Below are 17,718 nucleotides of genomic sequence, written 5' to 3'. Positions count from 1 at the left end.
GGGTCGCCCCTTGCTCCCCCCTCAGCCCTCCCCGGTCAGCTTCGAACACCTGCCGGACGGACTCGGCATCGGAGTCGCCTCCCCCCGGTTGACCTGGACCTTGCCCGCAGGCACCGGCCGCCAGGTGTCGTACGAGCTGGAACTCGAACGCCGTGGCGGCATCCGCCGCACCGGGCGCGTCGACAGCGCCGAGCAGGTCCTCGTGCCGTGGCCCGGCGACCCCCTGACATCCCGGGAACGCGTCACCGTCCGCGTCCGCGTCTGGACCTCCGACGCCGCAGGCCCCTCGGAGTGGAGCACACCGAGAGACGTCGAGGCGGGGCTCCTCGACGCCGCCGACTGGCAGGCCGTACCCGTGGGCGCCGACTGGGACGAGGACCCCGAGGGCGAGCGCCGCCCCGCCCGCGTGCGCAAGGACTTCCGTCTCGACCGGCCCGTCGCCCGCGCACGCCTCTATGTCACCGCTCACGGCCTGTACGAGGTGGAGATCAACGGACGCCGCGTCGGCGACGAGGCGCTCGCACCGGGCTGGACCGTCTATCCGCACCGGCTGCGGTACCGCACCCACGACGTCACCGCTCACCTCACCGAGGGCGCCAACACCATCGGTGCCTGGCTCGGCGACGGCTGGTACCGCGGCAAGTACGGCTTCGACGGCGGCACCCGCAACATCTACGGCACCGACCAGTCCCTCATCGCCCAACTGGAGGTGGAGTACGACGACGGCACCACCCATGTCGTCGCCACCGACCGAACCTGGAAAGCGGCACCCGGCCCGATCCTCACCAGTGGCCTGTACGAAGGGGAGACCTTCGACGCCCGCCTGCACGATCCCACGTGGGCCACACCGCCCGCGGCCGGCACGGGGGACTGGACGCCGGTCCGCACGGGCGCACGAGATGCCGGCACCCTCGTCGCTCCTCTCGGACCGCCCGTGCGCTGCACCGAGGAGGTCACCCCGGTCACCGTCACCCGCACCGGCGACGGGCGTCACCTGCTCGACTTCGGGCAGAACCTCGTCGGTCGTCTCCGGGTCACCGTCGACGGACCGGCCGGCACCACACTCACCCTGCGGCACGCCGAGGTCTTGGAGGACGGCGAACTGGCCACGCGCCCGCTGCGCGAGGCGTACTCCGTCGACACCCTCATCCTTTCCGGCGGCGGACCTCTCACCTGGGAACCCCGCTTCACCCTGCACGGCTTCCGCTACGCCGAGATCAGCGGCTGGCCCGCCGAGCTGACGGCCGGCCAGGTGACCGCCCGCGTGTACCACACCGACATGCGCCGCACCGGATGGTTCGAGTGCAGCGATCCGCTCGTCAACCGCCTGCACGAGAACGTCGTGTGGAGCATGCGCGGCAACTTCGTCGACCTGCCCACCGACTGCCCCCAGCGCGACGAACGCCTCGGCTGGACGGGCGACATTCAGGTCTTCGCCCCGACGGCGAGTTTCCTCTACGACTGCGCCGGCCTGCTCGACTCCTGGCTCACCGACGTCGGCATCGAACAGCTCCCGGACGGCACGATCCCCTGGTACGTCCCCGTCATCCCGGGCGAACCGATGTGGACGCCGATCCACCCCGGCGCCGCATGGGGAGACGTCGCCACCCTCACGCCCTGGACGCTCTTCCAGCGCTACGGCGACCTGGAACTCCTGCGCCGCCACTACCCCATGGCCAAAGCGTGGGTCGAGCTGGTCGAACGCCTCGCCGGTCCCACCCGCCTGTGGGACACCGGCGTCCAGCTGGGGGACTGGCTCGACCCGGCCGCCCCACCGGACGACCCGGCCGCAGGCCGTACCGACCGCTACCTGGTCGCCACCGCCTACTTCGCCCACTCCGCGCGACATCTCGCCCTGGCCGCAGCGGAGTTGAGGTTTGACGCGGACAGCGAACGGTACGCGGCACTCGCCGCCGAGGTAGCCGACGCCTTCCGGCGACGGTACGTCCTGCCCTCGGCCCGCCTCACGAGCGACAGCGCCACCGCGTACGCGATCGCCCTGGCCTTCGACTTGCTCACGCCGGAACAGCGCGGACCGGCTGCCGACCGCCTCGCCGAGATCGTGCTCGCCGACGGCGCGCGCATCTCCACCGGCTTCGTCGGCACCCCGCTCATCTGCGACGCCCTCACCGACAACGGTCACCTCGACGTCGCCTACCGCCTGTTGCTGCAGACCGAGTGCCCCTCCTGGCTCTACACCGTCACCATGGGCGCCACCACGATCTGGGAGCGCTGGGACAGTCTGCGGCCCGACGGCACCCTCAACCCGGGCGGCATGACCAGCTTCAACCACTACGCGCTCGGAGCCGTTGCCGACTGGCTGCACCGGGTGGTCGGCGGTATCAGCGCCACCGCTCCGGGCCACCGCCGGCTTTCCTTCCGCCCCCGTCCGGGCGGCGGCATCAGCTGGGCCCGTGTACGCCATGACACTCCCTACGGGACGGCCGCACTGTCCTGGGAGCTCACCGCCACCGGCATGACGGCCGACATCACGGTGCCGGAAGGCTGCACGGCCACAGTGGAACTCCCCGGCTGCGCACCCCTCGCCCTCGGGCCGGGCGACCATGCCCTGGACACCGCGGAACTCGGAGCGGCGGCCTGACCGTCTCCCGTACGCGAAGAGGGACAGCCCGACGCATCACGCGATGAGTCGGGCTGCTATGTGTCTGCTATTTGTCTTGTGAATTCAGATCATCCAGGGCGTCGATGGCAGAGAATTCCATCGGTCCGTTCAATTGAAATTTCAGGACCCTATTAAAATTCCAAGGCGGTAACCTGCTGGTCAGGGTCTATTTTAAAGAGGAGGTCCCGGAGGGTTGACCTTGCCTCGGAGGAGGCCATAGTTTCCAGCCTGCCGGGAAGAACTTCGTGGCCGAATACGGCCGTGGCGCCGAGAGCTCACCGTGGGACGCGGCGAGTACTCTGCCGCCGAGAAGTGAAAAAAGGGAAATGCGATCCCTCGGGGCTCCGCGACCACGCGGCTGCTCCCAGAGCCCCATCGAGCCGGGGCCGGCCGTGACCTGACCCCTCGGCCGGCCTCACCTCCCCCCAACCCGCGGCGGCGCGTCGTACTGCCGCCATCTCAGTCCGGAGAGCCGCTGTGAACCGACGAACGTTCCTCTCTGCCGCAGCCTTCACGGCCCTGGCCGCAAGCATGGCTCCCGCGGTCACCAACCGAGCGGTCGCCGCGCCACGGACCGTGGCGCAGGACCGGGCCGCCGAACTGCTCGCCCGTATGACGGCCGGCGAGAAAGAGGCCCTCGTACGCTGCGACTTCGCCGCCGTGGCCCACCTCGGCATCCCCGCCCTCACCATGGTCGACGCCTCTGCAGGGCTGCGCGGCGAGACGGGCGTCACCGCCTTCCCCGTACCCGTGGCCCAGGCGGCCACCTTCGACGAGGCGCTCGCCGGCCGGATCGGGAAGGCCATCGGCATCGAGGGCCGGGCCAAGGGGTACAACAACGCCCTCGGCCCCACCATCGACCTGACCCGCACCTGGCACTTCGGCCGTCAGGCCGAAGCCATGGGCGAGGACCCGGTGCTCGCCGGACGGCTGGGCGCCGCCCTCACCGTGGCCATCCAGTCCCAGTACATGGCGGCCACCCTCAAGCACTTCGCCGCCTACACCCAGGAAGTCAACCGCTTCTTCATCGACACCAAGGTGTCCGACCGCGCGCTCCACGAGTACTACCAGGCGCCCTTCCGCCGCGTGATCGCCGCCGCCCCCGCCACCTCGGTGATGATGGCGTACCCGAAGATCAACGGCACGTTCGCGACACGGCACACCGGCCTGTTCGACGATCTGAAGAAGGGTATGGGTCTCCAGGGCTACACCGTGCCCGACTTCTGGGCCGGGGACGACCAGGTGGCCGCCGCCCGGGCCGGCATGGACCTTGCCGGACTCGGCCCCGGCGGCGTCCAGATCCCCGCGGGTTCCCTCACCGGCGGGGCGATACCGGCAGCTCGGCTCGACGACGCGGCTCGTCGCATCCTCGTCACCATGTTCGCGAACGGCCTCTTCGACCACCCGGTCCCCGCCCCTGCGGGCGACGTCAGCTCCCAGGCGCACAAGGACCTCGCGCACGAGGCGGCCGTCGCCTCCACGGTGCTCCTCGCCAACCGCGCCGCAGCCCTGCCGCTCACCGGCGCCGTGAAGTCGCTCGCCGTCATCGGCCCGGCCGGGCCCGACACCTTCACCGGCGTGTCCGGCTCCACCTACGTCGATCCCGGTACGTGGACCACCCCGCTCGACGCGATCCGGGCCCGCGCCGGAAGCTCGACCAAGGTCACGCACGCCCAGGGAACCAAGGGAGACCTCCCCCTCACCACGGTCCCCTCCACCGTCCTGCGCACCCCCACCGGGGCGGCCGGCCTGACGGCGAACTACTACACCAGTGCCGACGGCACCGGCACACCTGTCACGACCCGCACCGATACCACCGTCGACTTCACCACCGCACCCGTCGAGGGCCTGCCGCAGGTCTGGTCGGCCAAGTGGACCGGCACACTGACCCCGACCACTACCGGCCTCCACCGCTTCTCCCTGCTGCCGTCGGGGACAACCTCGCTGAAGATCGACGGCAGGACGGTCGTCTCCGGCACCCGCCAGATGGCCCGCTTCTTCCTCGGCCCCTACGACTACCCGCTCCAGGGCACCGCCGAACTGACCGCCGGACGTGCCGTCACCGTGGAGATCACCTACAACAACGCCACCGCGGAGCCCGGAACGTGCGGCCTGACCTTCGGCTGGCAGCCCGAGTCCCTCATCCCCGCCGCCGTGGGCGCGGCCCGTGCGGCCGACGCGGCCGTCGTCTTCGTCAACCGGGTCGCCGGCGAAGGCATGGACCACGAGGGATACGCGCTGCCCGGAGACCAGGACCAGCTCGTCAGGGCCGTGGCCGCCGCCAACACGCGCACGATCGTCGTACTCAACACCGACGGCCCCGTCGCCACCCCATGGCTCGACGAGGTGGAGGCCGTGGTGCAGACGTGGTATGGGGGTCGCGGTGCGGGCACCGCCATCGCCGCCGTCCTCTTCGGCGACAGCGACCCGGCCGGCCGTCTCCCGGTGACCTTCCCCACCGACGCCACCCAAGGGCCCGGCACCACCCCCGCCACCTACCCGGGCACGAACGGCACCGTGACCTACGACGAGGACATCGCCGTTGGCTACCGCTTTTATGACGCCAGGAATCAGGACCCCCGTTTCCCCTTCGGCCACGGCCTGTCCTACAGCACGTTCGCCCACGGCTCCCTGGAAGCGAGCTACAACGCGGGCACCAGGCAGGTCACCGTCGAGGTCACTGTGACCAACACCGGACGTCGTCAGGGCACCGAGGTCGTCCAGGTGTACGCCACCCTCCCCGCCTCGGCGGCAGCGGAACCGCGCCGTCTGGTCGCCTTCCAGAAAGTCACCCTCCCCGCGGCCGGCACGAAACGACTCAGCCTGACGATCCCGGTCCAGGACCTCAGCGTCTGGAAGTCGGGAGCGATGACGCTCACCCCAGGTGTCCACACCTTCGCGACGGCGCGCTCGTCCCGCGTCGTGACCGCACAGCGTGCCCTCACACTCGGCTGACCTCCCTCGGCCCCCGGGGTGCCGGTGGCTCGTGCGACCTCTTCACGGTCGAGTGAACGTCACACGAGCCGCTGACAGGCGACCTCGCTCCAACACCCCATATCGCTCTGACCATCCTCGCGCCTTCTTCCCGCCCGGAGTACGTCTGACCGCAGTGTCCAGTCACGGGCCTGTCGACTGTCGTTGCGGGATGGTGCCTGCTGTCACCGAGCCACAGGGCGTGTCCCCATAGGGGCTTTGCCGATGATCAGGCGCCATCACAGTTCAGACCGCCCGGGCCAGTGTCAGCTACTCAGCACGTCACGACGCGGAAGGTGAACCACCATGATGAGCAGGACGACGAGACAGCGCAGCACTTCCTCGAACACGGACCCGCCCGTGCGGAGAGAGGTCGTACTGGGCGTGGACACGCACGGCGAGATGCATGTCGCCGCCGTTACCTCCCCGCTGGGGAAGGTCCTGGGAACCGAGTCCTTTCCCGCGACGGCGGCCGGTTACCGACAACTGCTTGTCTGGGCCCGCAAGCGAGGGACGGTGCGCCGGGCCGGCGTGGAGGGCACGGGCACCTTCGGCGCGGGCCTGTCCCGTTATCTGCTCGCTCAGCAGATTCAGGTGTTCGAAGTGAACCGGCCCGACCGCTCGGCCCGCCGGCTGCTCGGCAAGTCGGACCCGCTCGATGCCCAGGCCGCAGCGCGAGCCGTGCTCAGCGGTCGCGCCCGAGCCCGGGCGAAATCCGGCGACGGTCCGGTGCACAGCGCCCGGATCTACAAACTCGCCAAGGACTCCGCGGTCAAGGCCCGCACCCAGGCGATCAACCAGCTCAAGGCCGTCCTGGTCATCGCCGACCCCGCCCTGCGGGAACGCATGTCGAGCCTCGGAAACGCCGAGCTGTTCCGCACCTGTGCGCGCCTCGGCCCGCACGACGGTGGTGGGGGAGACGAGGACGCGGTGGCCCAGGCCACCCACATGGCATTACGCATGCTCGCCGAACGCATCGAGCAGCTCACCGGACAGATCAATGAGCTGAACCAGCAACTGACCCGGCTCGTCGAACGCCACGCGCCGCAACTGCTCGTACCGGTGGGCATCGGTCCGGACAGCGCCGTCACCCTGCTGATCACCATGGGAGACAACCCTGAACGGCTCAACACCGAGGCATCCTTTGCTGCCCTTTGCGGAGTCAGCCCCATCGAGTACTCCTCCGGCCGGCGGAGCACGCGCCGGCTCAACTACGGCGGCGACCGGCAGGCCAATGCCGCCCTGCACCGCATTGTCTTCACCCGCCTGCGTCACGACCCACGCACCCAGGAGTACTACGAACGCCGCACTCAGGAGGGCAAGACCCGACGAGAGATCATCCGATGCCTCAAGCGATACGCCGCCCGCGAGGTCTTCAACCTGGTCAGACCGGTGTCCCGCGCCCCCGCGTTATAGGGGCGTCCGGGAGCGGATGTTTCCGTCGTTCCCGATACGTGGTTGGGCTCGAACCCGGGGGATACCCAGGAGTCATGGGGTTCGGCAGTGTGCCCCACGAGTGAGCCGTCTGCCGTGGTCACGAACCATCGGCAGGCGGTGCGCCCGGCCGGAACGCGGCTGCCCGCGCCACATCGTTGTTGTGCTCACCTTCGAGGGGCGGCGTAACTGGTTGTGCGGCTGGCTGGAGATCCACCGGCGTCACCGGGAAGAGCGGGCCCTCGTCGGCGCACCTGGATGGGCCGACTTCTTTCGGCGGCTGCCGACGGCCGACGGCCGGGCTTCGTGCTGCTGGTCGCGGAGACGACCCTGCTGGTGGGGTGCGTCCTCGGATTTCCGGTAGGTCCCGAGGCCCCCTGCGAGCGAGGGTTGCATGAGAGCGTCCAACGCCTGACCGGCCGTACCGGGTTCCTGGCCCTGGGGGACACCGGGAGCATGCCGGGCGCGTGATCTGGCGGCGCCGGTCGCTGAGTCGGCTCTCCGGGCTGGTGCCGATCTGCTGGTGACCAAGCACGCGTGCGCCGATCTGTTCTTCCGGACCCGCCGCGGCGAACGAACAGCGTGGCGGGGTGCGGCTGAGCGCACCGTTGGTTTCGGCCGTGAGGCGACGGGGCCCGTCAGAGCTGCCGTGCCTGTCCGCCTCCCGTATCGATGAGGATCTGCGCCGCCGTACTGGGATTGCCTGCCACGACGGCCTGGGCCATCGCCGCGCGGGCGGCCTCGGGTGTTGCATCAGGCGGGACCACCAGCAGTGAGAACAGGTCGTTCTCGCCCTGGGTGATCAGGACGGTGTCGTCGCTCACCGGGAACGAGTCGATGTGCACCACCCGGTCGGCGACGACGATTCGCGTCGGCAGCCCCTCCCAGGCCGCGGCGTCCAGCCCGAGGCGCGTCAACGGGCCGAGGTGTTCGGTGAGGGCGCTGAGCAGCGCGGGCAACTCCGCACCGATGTCGCGCGACCTCGGCCACCACGCCCCGTCCAGCACGCCTTCTCGCGATGCCGTCGTCTCGAGCCGGAGCAGCGCGCATCCGGGTCGTATCGCCGTATGGACGCCACCGGGCAGATGGCGGGAACCGGAGGAGGTGCCGGAGTCGGTCATGAGAACCAACCGTTCAGGGGTCTGGGACGAAGGCTCTGTTCCGCTCGCCCCTGACCACGCTACTCCTCGCTGGGGCGAGCATCGGCGTCGCCGGGAACGGCGGTGACAACCCGGCATTCCGCCGCGGAAGGCCGCATGCGCGCAGTCGGGCGGGGCACCCGAACGCGGGGCGCCATGAGCGAGGCCGCAGGGTCGGCTGCCTGTCGGCGTCCGCAGGGCCGGCCGCAAGCCTTGAGAGCGCCAGACATGACGACACTCCGCGATCGCAGGGTCTACCGCCACGCAGTCCTGCGGTGCCTGTACGGCGCCATGGAGCGCAACCGTCCCGAGGTCAGCGGGACGGCACTTCGTGAGCAGCTCGGCCTGCCCGACGACGACCTCGGCGCAGCCTGTACCTATCTGGTCGACGAGGGCCTGATCATGGTCGACTGGACGTCGCACGGGACTCCTGCCACTGCCTCTCTGACCCATGAGGGCATCCGGGTCATGGAGGGAGAGGAAGAGTCCGACGAAGCCGGACCGCAGGGGTGAACCCGACACCGCGGGCACGCTGCGAGCGCTCCCTCACCGGCGGCCTGCACCCTGACGCTCAGGCCGAGCCGGCTCACGGGCGCAGACGCACGCCGCGGGACAGGATGCACAAAGGCAGGGTCCTGGGGTAAAAGTCGAACTGTCGTCCTCGCAGTTCCGCTCCGGTACGGGTGACCGGGGCGGGAGACCCGCTCCCTGGGATGTGATCACGATGGACAGCCCTCGCAATGGCGTTCCGGTGCGGACCGAAGTGCACACGGTCCCGGGGCGGGAAGGTTTTCTGAACGAGATCGGTGAGTTGCGGGCGGAAATCAGTCAGTTGCAGGAGGCCGTCGTCTCTCACGCCGTGGTCGACCAGGCGATCGGGGTGGTTGTCACCCTCGGTGGCCTGCGCCCCGACGAGGGCTTCCAAGTGCTTCGAGAGGTCTCACAGCACACCAATGTCAAGCTGCGGCAGGTTTCCGAGCAGATAGTGGACTGGGTCCACAGCGAACGGTTGTCCGACGAGATCCGCGCTGCTCTGGACAAGGCACTGGCCACCGTGCGGTCCACCTGACCACGGCACAGTTCCGCCGCCCGCTGTCTGGAGTTCCGGACGGTGAAGACGAGCCGGGAACCACCGCACACCTTGGCCAGGACTGATCCCGAGGAGCCTGCCGTCGCAGGCGAGTGGCTGCTCTTCGGTCACGTCCCTGCCCTGCCCCGACGAGGACGGCACCCGTCGAGACGACAGGCTGTCGAGAGCTTCGGCTCTCGCTGCCTGAAGGGGAGGCGCTGTCGTCCCGACTTCTCATCGGGTTCGGGCCCGAGCAGGGCAACCGCGTCCGCGATGCCGGACTGTGGCCCCTTCACGAATTGACGCCGACGGCGGCGGTTCCCAAGCTGGTGGGATGGGCTGGTGGAAGGGACCACGGGTCGTGAGTGGTGAGCAGAGTGGACTTCCCCGATTGCTGACGGCAGCGGAGACGGCGGCGCCGGCGGACGCCGTCGACGTGATCGCGGAGGATCTGCGACGGCGTTTCGACGCTACGAGGGTCTCCTTCCTCATTGTGGACCTGACAGGAAGAGCGGTGGCGCGGCTGTCCACCACCGCCGCGGAGAGCGAGCGGGAGACGGAGCGGATCCCCCTGTTCGGCAGCGTCTACGAAAAGGTCATCCGCACCCAGCGGCTGTATCAGGAGGCGACCGGCCAGGGGCAGCGGGTGATCTCGCCGGTTACCAACCGGGGGGATGCGATCGGGCTGCTGGAACTGCTCCTGCCGACGGCCCCGGGCGAAGACGTCCTCGAAGAAGTCGGGGAGGCCGCTCACATCCTGGCTTACGTCGTAATCGCCAATGGGCGCTTCACCGACCTCTACACCTGGGGGAAACGCTCCAGGCCTCCCACGCTGGCGGCCGAGATTCAGTACCAACTACTGCCTCCGTCACTGTCGTGCGAGGCTGCGCAGTTCACCCTCTGCGGGAACCTTGAGCCCTCCGAGGACCTCAGCGGGGACTCCTTCGACTACTCACTGGACCGTGACACCTTGCATGTGTCGGTGACCGATCCCATGGGCCACGACATCGACGCTGCCCTGGCCGCCACAGTCCTGGTGGGTGCCCTGCGCGGCGCCCGCCGGGCGGGAGCCGGCCTGGCCGAGCAGGCCCTGTGTGCCGACCAGGCACTGAACGACCACGGCCAGGGCCATGCCACCGGACAACTTCTGCGGGTCGATCTCCGGACCGGGCGGGCCCGGCTCGTCAACGCGGGGCATCCCTGGCCACTGCGCATGCGTGGGGGCGCTGTGGAGGTGATCACCTGCCAGGTGGACCATCCCTTCGGGCTGTCCGAACTGACTCCCCGGCCGTACCGTGTGCAGGACCTCGACCTGCGGCCCGGTGACCGTCTCCTCATGATCACGGACGGCATGCTCGAACGCCATGGCGAGAAGGTCGACCTGCCCGCTCTGCTGGAGCGCACCCGCGGCCTGCACCCGCGGGAGACCACACTGGCGATGACGTCCGCGATCCGCGACGCCGCCGACGGCCGGCTCGAGGACGATGCCACCGCCGTGTGCCTGGACTGGCACGGCCCCCAGGAGACCCAGCGGCATGTCAGTTCCGGCGCGGATACGCTGCAAGCCTCAGCCGTGCGTACGAAGCAGCAGCCTGGGTGACTTGTACCGGACAGCTCCGCACCACGAGAACGAAACCCCGGCCGCAGGACCGGAACGCGGGGCCCGCCCGGTCTGTGCTTCCACCATCGTCTGGACCTCAAGTTGCCACGTGTGCCACAACACCGAGGTACGGGACAGATAGCACGCTCAACCCACTCGGTGTACTCCACCCGGGCGCACTGTGCGGTCCGCCCGCTGTCGTCGGTCGCCCCGGTGGGCAGCGGGCGGACCGCACCGGATCAGCCCACCGGCATCACGGCTGGTCTCACGATGGCGAGGCGGGCCCGAACGCCCGGACATCCGGTGCTTTCGAGCTGTTCGAGGGAGTACGGTGGGGTTACCGGGGGTTCTTCGCGCACCGGCTCCGTACCGGTGCCGTTCCCGGTGATCGACAACTCTGGGTCCGTACGGCGGTTCCCGGGGACAGGTCCGCGCCATGACCGTGACCATCGACCGCACGGCATCCACCGGGCGCGCCCCGTCGCCGCGGGCCCGCGTGTCCCTGACAGCCGCACCGGGCAGCCTGGACGGCGTGTGGTGGCCGCGCTCCCGTGCCCTCACCCGTGAGCTGCCGCCCTTGGCGGACGCAGTGGGCGGCGCCTGGGGCCGCATCACCGGCATCACGGTGAGCCCCTCCCACTGGCCCGTCATCCCGCGTTGGGTGTCCCTGGCCGGGCGCACCGTGCGGGTGGACTGGTCGGCCGAAGGACAGGACTCGCACAGGCTGACCCTGGTGTCCTCCGGTGGCCGTAGGGACATGCTGGTGATCCCGCCGGAGACCGGAGCGGTTGCCGCAGCGCAGCTGATGGGCCCTGCCGCCGTGGTCCCGCACCGGGAGCGTGCAGTGGACGCGGCCGATGCCCGCAGCCGAGAGGAAGCGTGGGAGACCGACGGTGGGGCGGGCCGCGCGTCATCCCGGCCCGGGCGCAAGGGACTGGCCGCGGCACGGCCTCCGGGCGCTGGAGGTGAGCGGTCATGACGGTTACAGCCATCACTGTGGTCGCGCTGCTCTTCCTGATCGCCGTCGGAGGCGTTCTGATCCACCGGCTCAACGTTCAGCACGGCGAGCGGATCGCGGCCTTCTCCTACAGCGACGCCCTGCCGGGGGTAGGCCGCCGGGCCCGGCGGCGTCGCCGGTCGGAGGCGGACGTGATCGCGGCACCCACGAGGGAGACCAGGGATCGCGGCGCGGGCGAGGACGACCGGCGACGGCATGTCATGGCGATACTGCGCGAGCGGCAGGCATACCGTGAGAAGGTCATGCGAGCTCTGCTCCGAACTGCCGGAGGAGATGGCCAAGGCAGTGTCGACGGAGCGGAGCTCCAGGACGACCTCGGTATCCCCGAGCGGGACTTCCTCGTCGCCTGTACGTATCTGGCGGACGAGGGCTGGATCATCGTGGACCGAGGGCCCGGCGACAGGCCCACGACGATCAGGCTGACGCCTCGGGGAGTCGGATGGCCGCGGGCGGGAACGGAGCGTGCGGCTGAGCCGGCCGCCCCGCAGTACGCCCCCGAGTGAGCAGGCTGCGGGGGCCTCTATGTCTTTCGTCAAGGCACCCCTGTCGGGTTTGGGGTGGTTCGGGGTTGCTGAGGTTATGCGGTGAGCTCGACGTCTTTCGGTGTCCGGGGTTCGTAGAAGGTGCCGTCGCGGAGCATGGCGAACAGGACGCTGATGCGTTGACGGGCGAGTCGGAGGAGGGCTTGGGTGTGGGTCTTGCCGCGGGCTCGCTGGCGGTCGTAGTAGGTGCGGGAGGCGGGGGCGGCGTTCATGCAGGCGAAGGCGGACAGTCACCATGGCCCGACCCGGGTCCCCCGGCAGCGTCGACGTCCTCGGCGAGTGCGTCGCCGACATCTTCGAGGACCGCGACCGGTCCGATCCCGACGGTCTGGCCCTACGGGCGCTGGCCGGTGGAGGCCCGGCCAACACCGCCGTCGCCCTCGCCCGGCTCGGCACCCCCACCCGCTTCCTCGGACGCTTCTCCAACGACGCCTTCGGCACCCTCTTCCGCGCCCGCCTCAACGCCTCCGGCGTCAACCTGACCAGCAGCGTGACCACCTCCGAGCCCAGCACGCTCGCCGTCGCCGACCTCGACGCGACCGGCCAAGCCACCTATGGCTTCTATGCCGACGGCGCCGCCGACTGGCAGTGGACCGACAGCGAACTCGCCGCGACGCGGAACGACGACGCGGTCTGCCTGCACACCGGTTCTCTCGCGCTGATCCGCCGGCCCGGCGGCAGCCGAATCGAGGAACACCTCGCTCAGGTGCGCGAGCGCACCACCGTATCCATCGACCCCAACGTCCGCCCCCTGCTCGTACCGCCCTCCGCCTACCGCGAACGGCTGCACCACTGGTGCGCCGTCGCCGACATCCTCCGCCTCAGCGAAGACGACTGCACCTTCCTGGCGCCCGGTGCCGGCCTCGAAGAAGCCTGCCACACCTGGCACACCGCAGGCGCCCGCCTCGTCGTCATCACCCTTGGCGGACGCGGCGCCCTCGCGTCCCTCGACGGTGCGCGCGTCACCGTCCCAGCCCCTCCTGCGGTGGTCATCGACACCGTCGGTGCCGGCGACTCCTTCACCGCGGGCCTGCTGCACCGCCTTGCCGGTGCCGGACACCTGGGTGGCCGCCTCGACGAACTGACCCTCGAAGACGTCGCTGATGCCTGCTCGTTCGCCGCCCAAGTCGCCGCCCTGACGGTTTCGGTCCCCGGTGCGAATCCACCCTGGGCGGACGATCTCGCCACTGCGGTTCGACGCTGACCGCAACGTTGGCGCCGTTCGCCGGCAACGCAGCTGACCGTGACCCGGCCCCGGTTCGAGATGTTTCCGCTCACCGGGGGCGATGGTGCGGCCCACCCGGTAGGGCGCCAGCACTGTGACTCCGGGAAGGGCTGCCTGCCGTCCACCCCCGTCGCAGCGGCCTACGCCCCAGCAGACACCAACTACTTTCCCGCCCCGGGCCCGCCTCGTGAGGGAAACAGCTATTGCTCGTCGAGGACTCCGGGGGTGTCGTGCAGGACCACACTCTGTTGCAGCGGGATGCGTCCCATGCCGATGTCGTACATCGGTGACGTCTTGTCGCCGATGCCGAAGGAGATGCCGAAGAGCAGCTTGAGGTCGTCTCGGACGCCCAGCGACGCCCGGACTGTGTCGGCGTACACGCCGAGGACGGCCTGCGGGATGCCGTGGAAGCCCCGCGCGGTCAGCGAGAGCAGGAAGTTCTGGGCGTACATGCCGATGTCACCGGCCGTCCGGACCCCGTCGCCGAGTTGTGGCATGAAGAGCAGGGCGACGTGGGGCGCATCGTAGAAACGCAGGTTCTCGCGGATCACTTCGTGCCTGCCCTCCATGTCGGAGTGCGCTATGCCCCGCGCCCCGTAGACACGGGCGCCGTGCTGATAGGACCGCTCGAGGTAGACGCCGTCGCCGTAGTCGCCGGTGAAGTCCGCCGAGTCCCGGCCGTCCTCGTACGCCTTGAGCAGTTCCTTGCTCAAGGCGTCCCGGGCGGCACCCGAGACTACGTGCACCGTCCAGGGCTGGGTGTTGCTGTTCGAGGGGGCGGTCTGCGCATCCTCCAGGACGCCGCGGATGTCCGCAGGGGACAGCGGCGTCGGCCGGAACTGCCGCGGGGAGTGTCTGACGCGTACGAGTTCGGTGAACAGGGAGGCGGTGGTGGACAAGAGGTTCCTTTCCAGAGGGCGGCTCGGGGTGGCCGGAGGGCGGGCGTGTCAGTGGCGAGGGGAGTGGTTGGTTCCACGGTCTCCTCGAGCGTGGGCGTGGAGGTGAGAGCGGCGAAGCGTGGCGTCTGGCGGTTCCGCTTGCTCCGGGTCTCGTTGTGGTCGGCCGCGGCACAAGCGGCTCCCAGGTCATCGAGGGCCGGCTCGGTGCAGTACGCGGGGTTCGTTGGCTGCCGGCGCCAGGAGCCACCCGCTTCAAGTGGCGGCTCCTCGCCGGTGTGTCGGCGTCTGCGCCGGGGTTGTCAGTCCGTTGCCGACGACACTGTCGACACTGCGGTGGCGTTGACGGGAGCGTTGCTCGGTGGAGACGCCGGCGGCTGGGGGGTGGCTGCGGTTCTGCGGACCCCGAGGGTGCCGATGATCGCGAGGCAGCCGATGACCGCCGCCGTCGTGAAGGCGGCTTGTGCCGCCGAGACGGACTGGGCCAGGTTCAGTGCTCCCGCGTCCTTGGCGTGGGAGCCGATGGTGTAGGCCGAGATCAGGACGGCGCCGCCTGCGCCGCCGGCCAGCTGCTGGGCGGTGTTGAACGCCGCGGTGCCGTGCGGGTAGAGCTCGGCGCGCAGGGAGGACAGCGCGGCCGTCGTCATCGGTGCCCACATGAGGGCCTGCGAGGCCGACAGGACGAGGTAGGCGGCCAGGAGCGCTGTGACTCCGGTGTTCTCGTCGGCTCGGCTCAGGAACCACAAGGAGCCCGTCCAGATGATCGATCCGGGGATAGCCAGGGGGCGCGGTCCGTAGCGGTCGTAGACACGTCCGCCGAGGGCCGAGACGAGAGCGATCAGGGCCCCGCCGGGGACTAGGAAGAGGCCGATCTGGAGCGTCGTCAGGCCAACGACGTTGGTGAGGACCAGCGGCAGGACCATCGTGGTGCCGAACCCGACCAGCGCGACGACTAGCATGACCAGCAGCGGCACGGTGAACGACCGGGTGCGGAAGATCCTCATGTCGAGGAAGGCGTTGTCGCTGCGCTGCAGCACGGTCTGGCGGCGGACGAAGACCGCCAGGGCGAGAAGCCCGATGACGATCGGGATCCAGGGGGCGACCGGTGCGTGGCCGGAGGCCGACTCGCCGATCGTGGACAGGCCGTAGACGAGGGCGCCGAACCCGATGGCGGACAGGACGAGGGACAGCACGTCCAGCCTGACCGGTTCCGGAGTGGTGATGTTGCGCAGCTTGGCGGCGCCCAGGGCCAGCCCGGCCAGGACGACGGGCAGGACCAGGATGAACAGCCATCGCCAGCTGAGCTGGGAGATCACCAGGCCGGACACCGCCGGGCCGACTGCGGGCGCCACCGCGGTCAGACCGGTGACCAGCGCCATCGTCCGGCCTCGCCGGTGCGGGGGAACCAGGCGCATCGTCGTGGCCATCAGCAGGGGCATCAGGGCGGCAGTGCCCGCTGCCTGGATGATGCGTCCGGTGAACAGCACGCCGAACCCAGGGGCTGCGGCGGCGAGCGCCGTGCCCAGGGTGAACAGGGACAGCGAGCCGAGGAAGATCGTACGGAGGGTGAACCTCCGCAGGAGGAAGCCGGTGGCCGGGATGAGGATCGCCAGGGTCAGCAGATAACCCGTCGTGAGCCACTGTCCCGTGGTGGGAGTGATGTCGAGATCGGTGATCAAGGTGGGGAGTGCGACTCCCAGCAGCATCTCGTTCAGCAGGACGGTGAACGCGGAGACCATCAGAATCCCGATGACGAGGACGTCTTGGGAGGCCAGTCTGTCGTCATTGCGGGTCTGTGGCGGTGCGTCTGCGGCGGCCGGCGCCGGAGTCTTGTCGGGGGACATGTGATCTCTTCCGTGTTGCTGGGTGTGCGAAGGGCCGTACGCGTTCCATGCCGTTGGTGCGCGCCGGTGGGGTCCGGCTGCACAAGCCCAACCCGGTGGGGCCTCGGCCGGGGAGCTGTCGCGTGGGGTGTGCCGCCCCGGTGGCCATCGGCACGGAACGCCTGTGTGCCGCGCCGGGCTGCCCTGGGAGCAGCGGATGCCTGCCGAGGCCGGCGGTAGCATCGGAACCGATAAGGAGATAGTCTCCGTTTCACGGAAGACGATACGGAGATGGTCTCCGCATTGTCAACGGGAGGTGCAACGACATGGGTGAGGCAGCCACCGGCGAGCGTCGGCAGCGGACGGACAAGCAGCGCAACCGCACGCACATCCTCGAGGTCGCTGAAGAGTTCTTCGCCGAGCAGGGCATCACCGGCTCCATGGACGCCATCGCCAAGCGGGCCGGTGTCGGTCCGGGCACCCTCTACCGGCACTTCCCCAACCGGGAGGCACTGCTGGCTGCCCTGCTGCAGGCCCGCGACGAAGAACTGGAGGCCCGACGGGACGCCATCCGGCGCGAGGTGGCCGACTCCCGCGCCGCGCTCGCCCAGTGGCTTCAGGCACTGGGCGAATGGGTGACCGCCTTCGACGGCCTGCCCGAGCCTCTGCGGGCCGCACTGACCGAGGACACGTCCCCGCTGGCGATCACCTGCCAGGGCTTCGTCACGACCACCGAGGACTTCCTCCGCGCGGCACAGCGCGACGGCGGTGCCAAGCCCTGGGTGCGGGGACGCGACCTGTTTCTCAGCACGCTGGCCACCGCCTGGGCCCGTGGCGCCGCCATGGCCGACGAATCTTCCCCCGACGCGCTCGTTTCCCTCATACGCACCGGGTGGGAGACGCCCGCGACGGGAACAGCTCCCGGGAGCGGCGAAGACCCCGCGTAACCGCAGGCAGAAGCGTGGCGCCCTGACGCGGGGCGCTCGCTCTCCCGAGAACTCACCCCTGGGCGCCCCGCCCGTCGGGCGTGCGGCCTGCGGGCTGGGCTGCCACTGGGGCACCGTGGACGCAGCGTCGGCGGCCTCTCGTGACCGAACTCGAGGCAAGGAGAAACATCGTGAAGATCGGCATTCTGGGCGTAGGGCACATCGGGAAGACCCTGACCCAGCGGCTGGCCGCGGCAGGGCATCAGGTGAAGGTGGCCAACTCGCGCGGCCCGCACACGATCGAGGCTGACGTCCTCTCCACGGGCGGGCGCGCGGTGACGGCGGCGGAAGCCGTCGAGGACGTCGACGTCGTGGTCCTCTCGATTCCCTTGAACCGTCTTCCGCAGGTCGTGCCGCTGATCGCCGACGTGCCGGCTGACACGGTCGTCA

General features: G+C 69.9%; 14 protein-coding genes and 1 pseudogene. 11 read left to right on the top strand and 4 right to left on the bottom strand.

Annotated elements, in window-relative coordinates:
• The first annotated feature begins 10 nt into the window (after nucleotides 1–10).
• From IE118_RS11200 to IE118_RS11190, 3 genes are all read left to right on the top strand, one after another.
• Entirely contained in the window at nucleotides 11–2,602 is a 2,592-nt protein-coding gene (locus IE118_RS11200) for a family 78 glycoside hydrolase catalytic domain (RefSeq protein WP_189557647.1), read from the top strand.
• A gap of 552 nt (nucleotides 2,603–3,154) precedes the next feature.
• On the top strand, nucleotides 3,155–5,578 hold the full coding sequence (locus IE118_RS11195) for a beta-glucosidase family protein (RefSeq protein ID WP_229846768.1): 2,424 nt from the start codon (nucleotides 3,155–3,157) through the stop codon (nucleotides 5,576–5,578).
• A 327-nt stretch (nucleotides 5,579–5,905) separates the two neighbouring features.
• Entirely contained in the window at nucleotides 5,906–7,012 is a 1,107-nt protein-coding gene (locus IE118_RS11190; RefSeq protein WP_189558137.1) for an IS110 family RNA-guided transposase, read from the top strand.
• Nucleotides 7,013–7,668: 656 nt separating this feature from the next.
• Here IE118_RS11190 and IE118_RS11185 read toward each other — a convergent pair.
• Nucleotides 7,669–8,151, bottom strand: coding sequence for a DUF5994 family protein (locus IE118_RS11185; protein WP_189557645.1), 483 nt, complete (start codon nucleotides 8,149–8,151; stop codon nucleotides 7,669–7,671).
• Between the two features lie 246 nt (nucleotides 8,152–8,397).
• Between IE118_RS11185 and IE118_RS11180 the strand changes: the two genes are divergently transcribed.
• The 5 genes from IE118_RS11180 to IE118_RS11160 all read left to right on the top strand — a co-directional run bounded on the left by IE118_RS11180 (nucleotide 8,398) and on the right by IE118_RS11160 (nucleotide 12,359).
• Nucleotides 8,398–8,682 (top strand): hypothetical protein, encoded by a 285-nt coding sequence (locus IE118_RS11180; RefSeq protein ID WP_189557644.1) that lies wholly within the window; start codon nucleotides 8,398–8,400, stop codon nucleotides 8,680–8,682.
• A 211-nt stretch (nucleotides 8,683–8,893) separates the two neighbouring features.
• Nucleotides 8,894–9,238 (top strand): ANTAR domain-containing protein, encoded by a 345-nt coding sequence (locus IE118_RS11175; protein ID WP_189557643.1) that lies wholly within the window; start codon nucleotides 8,894–8,896, stop codon nucleotides 9,236–9,238.
• A gap of 334 nt (nucleotides 9,239–9,572) precedes the next feature.
• On the top strand, nucleotides 9,573–10,838 hold the full coding sequence (locus tag IE118_RS11170) for a PP2C family protein-serine/threonine phosphatase (protein ID WP_189557642.1): 1,266 nt from the start codon (nucleotides 9,573–9,575) through the stop codon (nucleotides 10,836–10,838).
• A gap of 436 nt (nucleotides 10,839–11,274) precedes the next feature.
• Complete coding sequence (locus tag IE118_RS11165) at nucleotides 11,275–11,817, top strand: DUF5994 family protein (RefSeq protein WP_189557641.1); 543 nt, start codon at nucleotides 11,275–11,277, stop codon at nucleotides 11,815–11,817.
• A complete protein-coding gene (locus tag IE118_RS11160) occupies nucleotides 11,814–12,359 on the top strand; it encodes a hypothetical protein (RefSeq protein ID WP_189557640.1) in 546 nt (181 codons plus the stop codon). The genes IE118_RS11165 and IE118_RS11160 overlap by 4 nt, the downstream gene beginning before the upstream one ends.
• A gap of 74 nt (nucleotides 12,360–12,433) precedes the next feature.
• Here the strand turns inward: IE118_RS11160 and IE118_RS11155 are convergent.
• Nucleotides 12,434–12,628 (bottom strand): annotated as a pseudogene (locus tag IE118_RS11155) (IS110 family transposase); the annotation flags it as partial.
• Between the two features lie 5 nt (nucleotides 12,629–12,633).
• Between IE118_RS11155 and IE118_RS11150 the strand changes: the two are divergent.
• The gene (locus tag IE118_RS11150) at nucleotides 12,634–13,602 is read left to right on the top strand and encodes a carbohydrate kinase family protein (RefSeq protein WP_189557639.1); all 969 of its coding nucleotides are present in this window, start codon (nucleotides 12,634–12,636) and stop codon (nucleotides 13,600–13,602) included.
• 221 nt (nucleotides 13,603–13,823) lie between these two features.
• Here the strand turns inward: IE118_RS11150 and IE118_RS11145 are convergent, their stop codons facing one another.
• Together IE118_RS11145 and IE118_RS11140 are read right to left on the bottom strand one after the other, a co-directional pair.
• Nucleotides 13,824–14,522, bottom strand: a complete 699-nt coding sequence (locus IE118_RS11145; protein ID WP_189557638.1) for a nitroreductase — start codon at nucleotides 14,520–14,522, stop codon at nucleotides 13,824–13,826.
• 299 nt (nucleotides 14,523–14,821) lie between these two features.
• On the bottom strand, nucleotides 14,822–16,363 hold the full coding sequence (locus IE118_RS11140) for a DHA2 family efflux MFS transporter permease subunit (protein WP_189557637.1): 1,542 nt from the start codon (nucleotides 16,361–16,363) through the stop codon (nucleotides 14,822–14,824).
• 305 nt (nucleotides 16,364–16,668) lie between these two features.
• On the opposite strand from IE118_RS11140, the gene IE118_RS11135 reads away from it, so the two are divergent.
• Together IE118_RS11135 and IE118_RS11130 are read left to right on the top strand one after the other, a co-directional pair.
• Nucleotides 16,669–17,289 (top strand): TetR/AcrR family transcriptional regulator, encoded by a 621-nt coding sequence (locus tag IE118_RS11135; RefSeq protein WP_189557636.1) that lies wholly within the window; start codon nucleotides 16,669–16,671, stop codon nucleotides 17,287–17,289.
• 170 nt (nucleotides 17,290–17,459) lie between these two features.
• The coding region (locus tag IE118_RS11130) for an NAD(P)-binding domain-containing protein (protein ID WP_189557635.1) at nucleotides 17,460–17,718 on the top strand (259 nt) is incomplete at its 3' end.

It is taken from the genome of Streptomyces pilosus (genome assembly GCF_014649835.1).
Classification (GTDB): domain Bacteria; phylum Actinomycetota; class Actinomycetes; order Streptomycetales; family Streptomycetaceae; genus Streptomyces; species Streptomyces pilosus.
Note: the sequence above shows the minus strand (reverse complement) of the source record. Positions and strands in the feature narration are given on the sequence as shown.

Coding starts and splice junctions, on each gene's coding strand:
- IE118_RS11195 (WP_229846768.1), top strand. CDS start 3,155: ATGGCTCCCGCGGTCACCAACCGAGCGGTCGCCGCGCCACGGACCGTG.
- IE118_RS11150 (WP_189557639.1), top strand. CDS start 12,634: ATGGCCCGACCCGGGTCCCCCGGCAGCGTCGACGTCCTCGGCGAGTGC.
- IE118_RS11190 (WP_189558137.1), top strand. CDS start 5,906: ATGAGCAGGACGACGAGACAGCGCAGCACTTCCTCGAACACGGACCCG.
- IE118_RS11135 (WP_189557636.1), top strand. CDS start 16,669: ATGGGTGAGGCAGCCACCGGCGAGCGTCGGCAGCGGACGGACAAGCAG.
- IE118_RS11170 (WP_189557642.1), top strand. CDS start 9,573: ATGGGCTGGTGGAAGGGACCACGGGTCGTGAGTGGTGAGCAGAGTGGA.
- IE118_RS11185 (WP_189557645.1), bottom strand. CDS start 8,151: ATGACCGACTCCGGCACCTCCTCCGGTTCCCGCCATCTGCCCGGTGGC.
- IE118_RS11140 (WP_189557637.1), bottom strand. CDS start 16,363: ATGTCCCCCGACAAGACTCCGGCGCCGGCCGCCGCAGACGCACCGCCA.
- IE118_RS11180 (WP_189557644.1), top strand. CDS start 8,398: ATGACGACACTCCGCGATCGCAGGGTCTACCGCCACGCAGTCCTGCGG.
- IE118_RS11175 (WP_189557643.1), top strand. CDS start 8,894: ATGGACAGCCCTCGCAATGGCGTTCCGGTGCGGACCGAAGTGCACACG.
- IE118_RS11165 (WP_189557641.1), top strand. CDS start 11,275: ATGACCGTGACCATCGACCGCACGGCATCCACCGGGCGCGCCCCGTCG.
- IE118_RS11160 (WP_189557640.1), top strand. CDS start 11,814: ATGACGGTTACAGCCATCACTGTGGTCGCGCTGCTCTTCCTGATCGCC.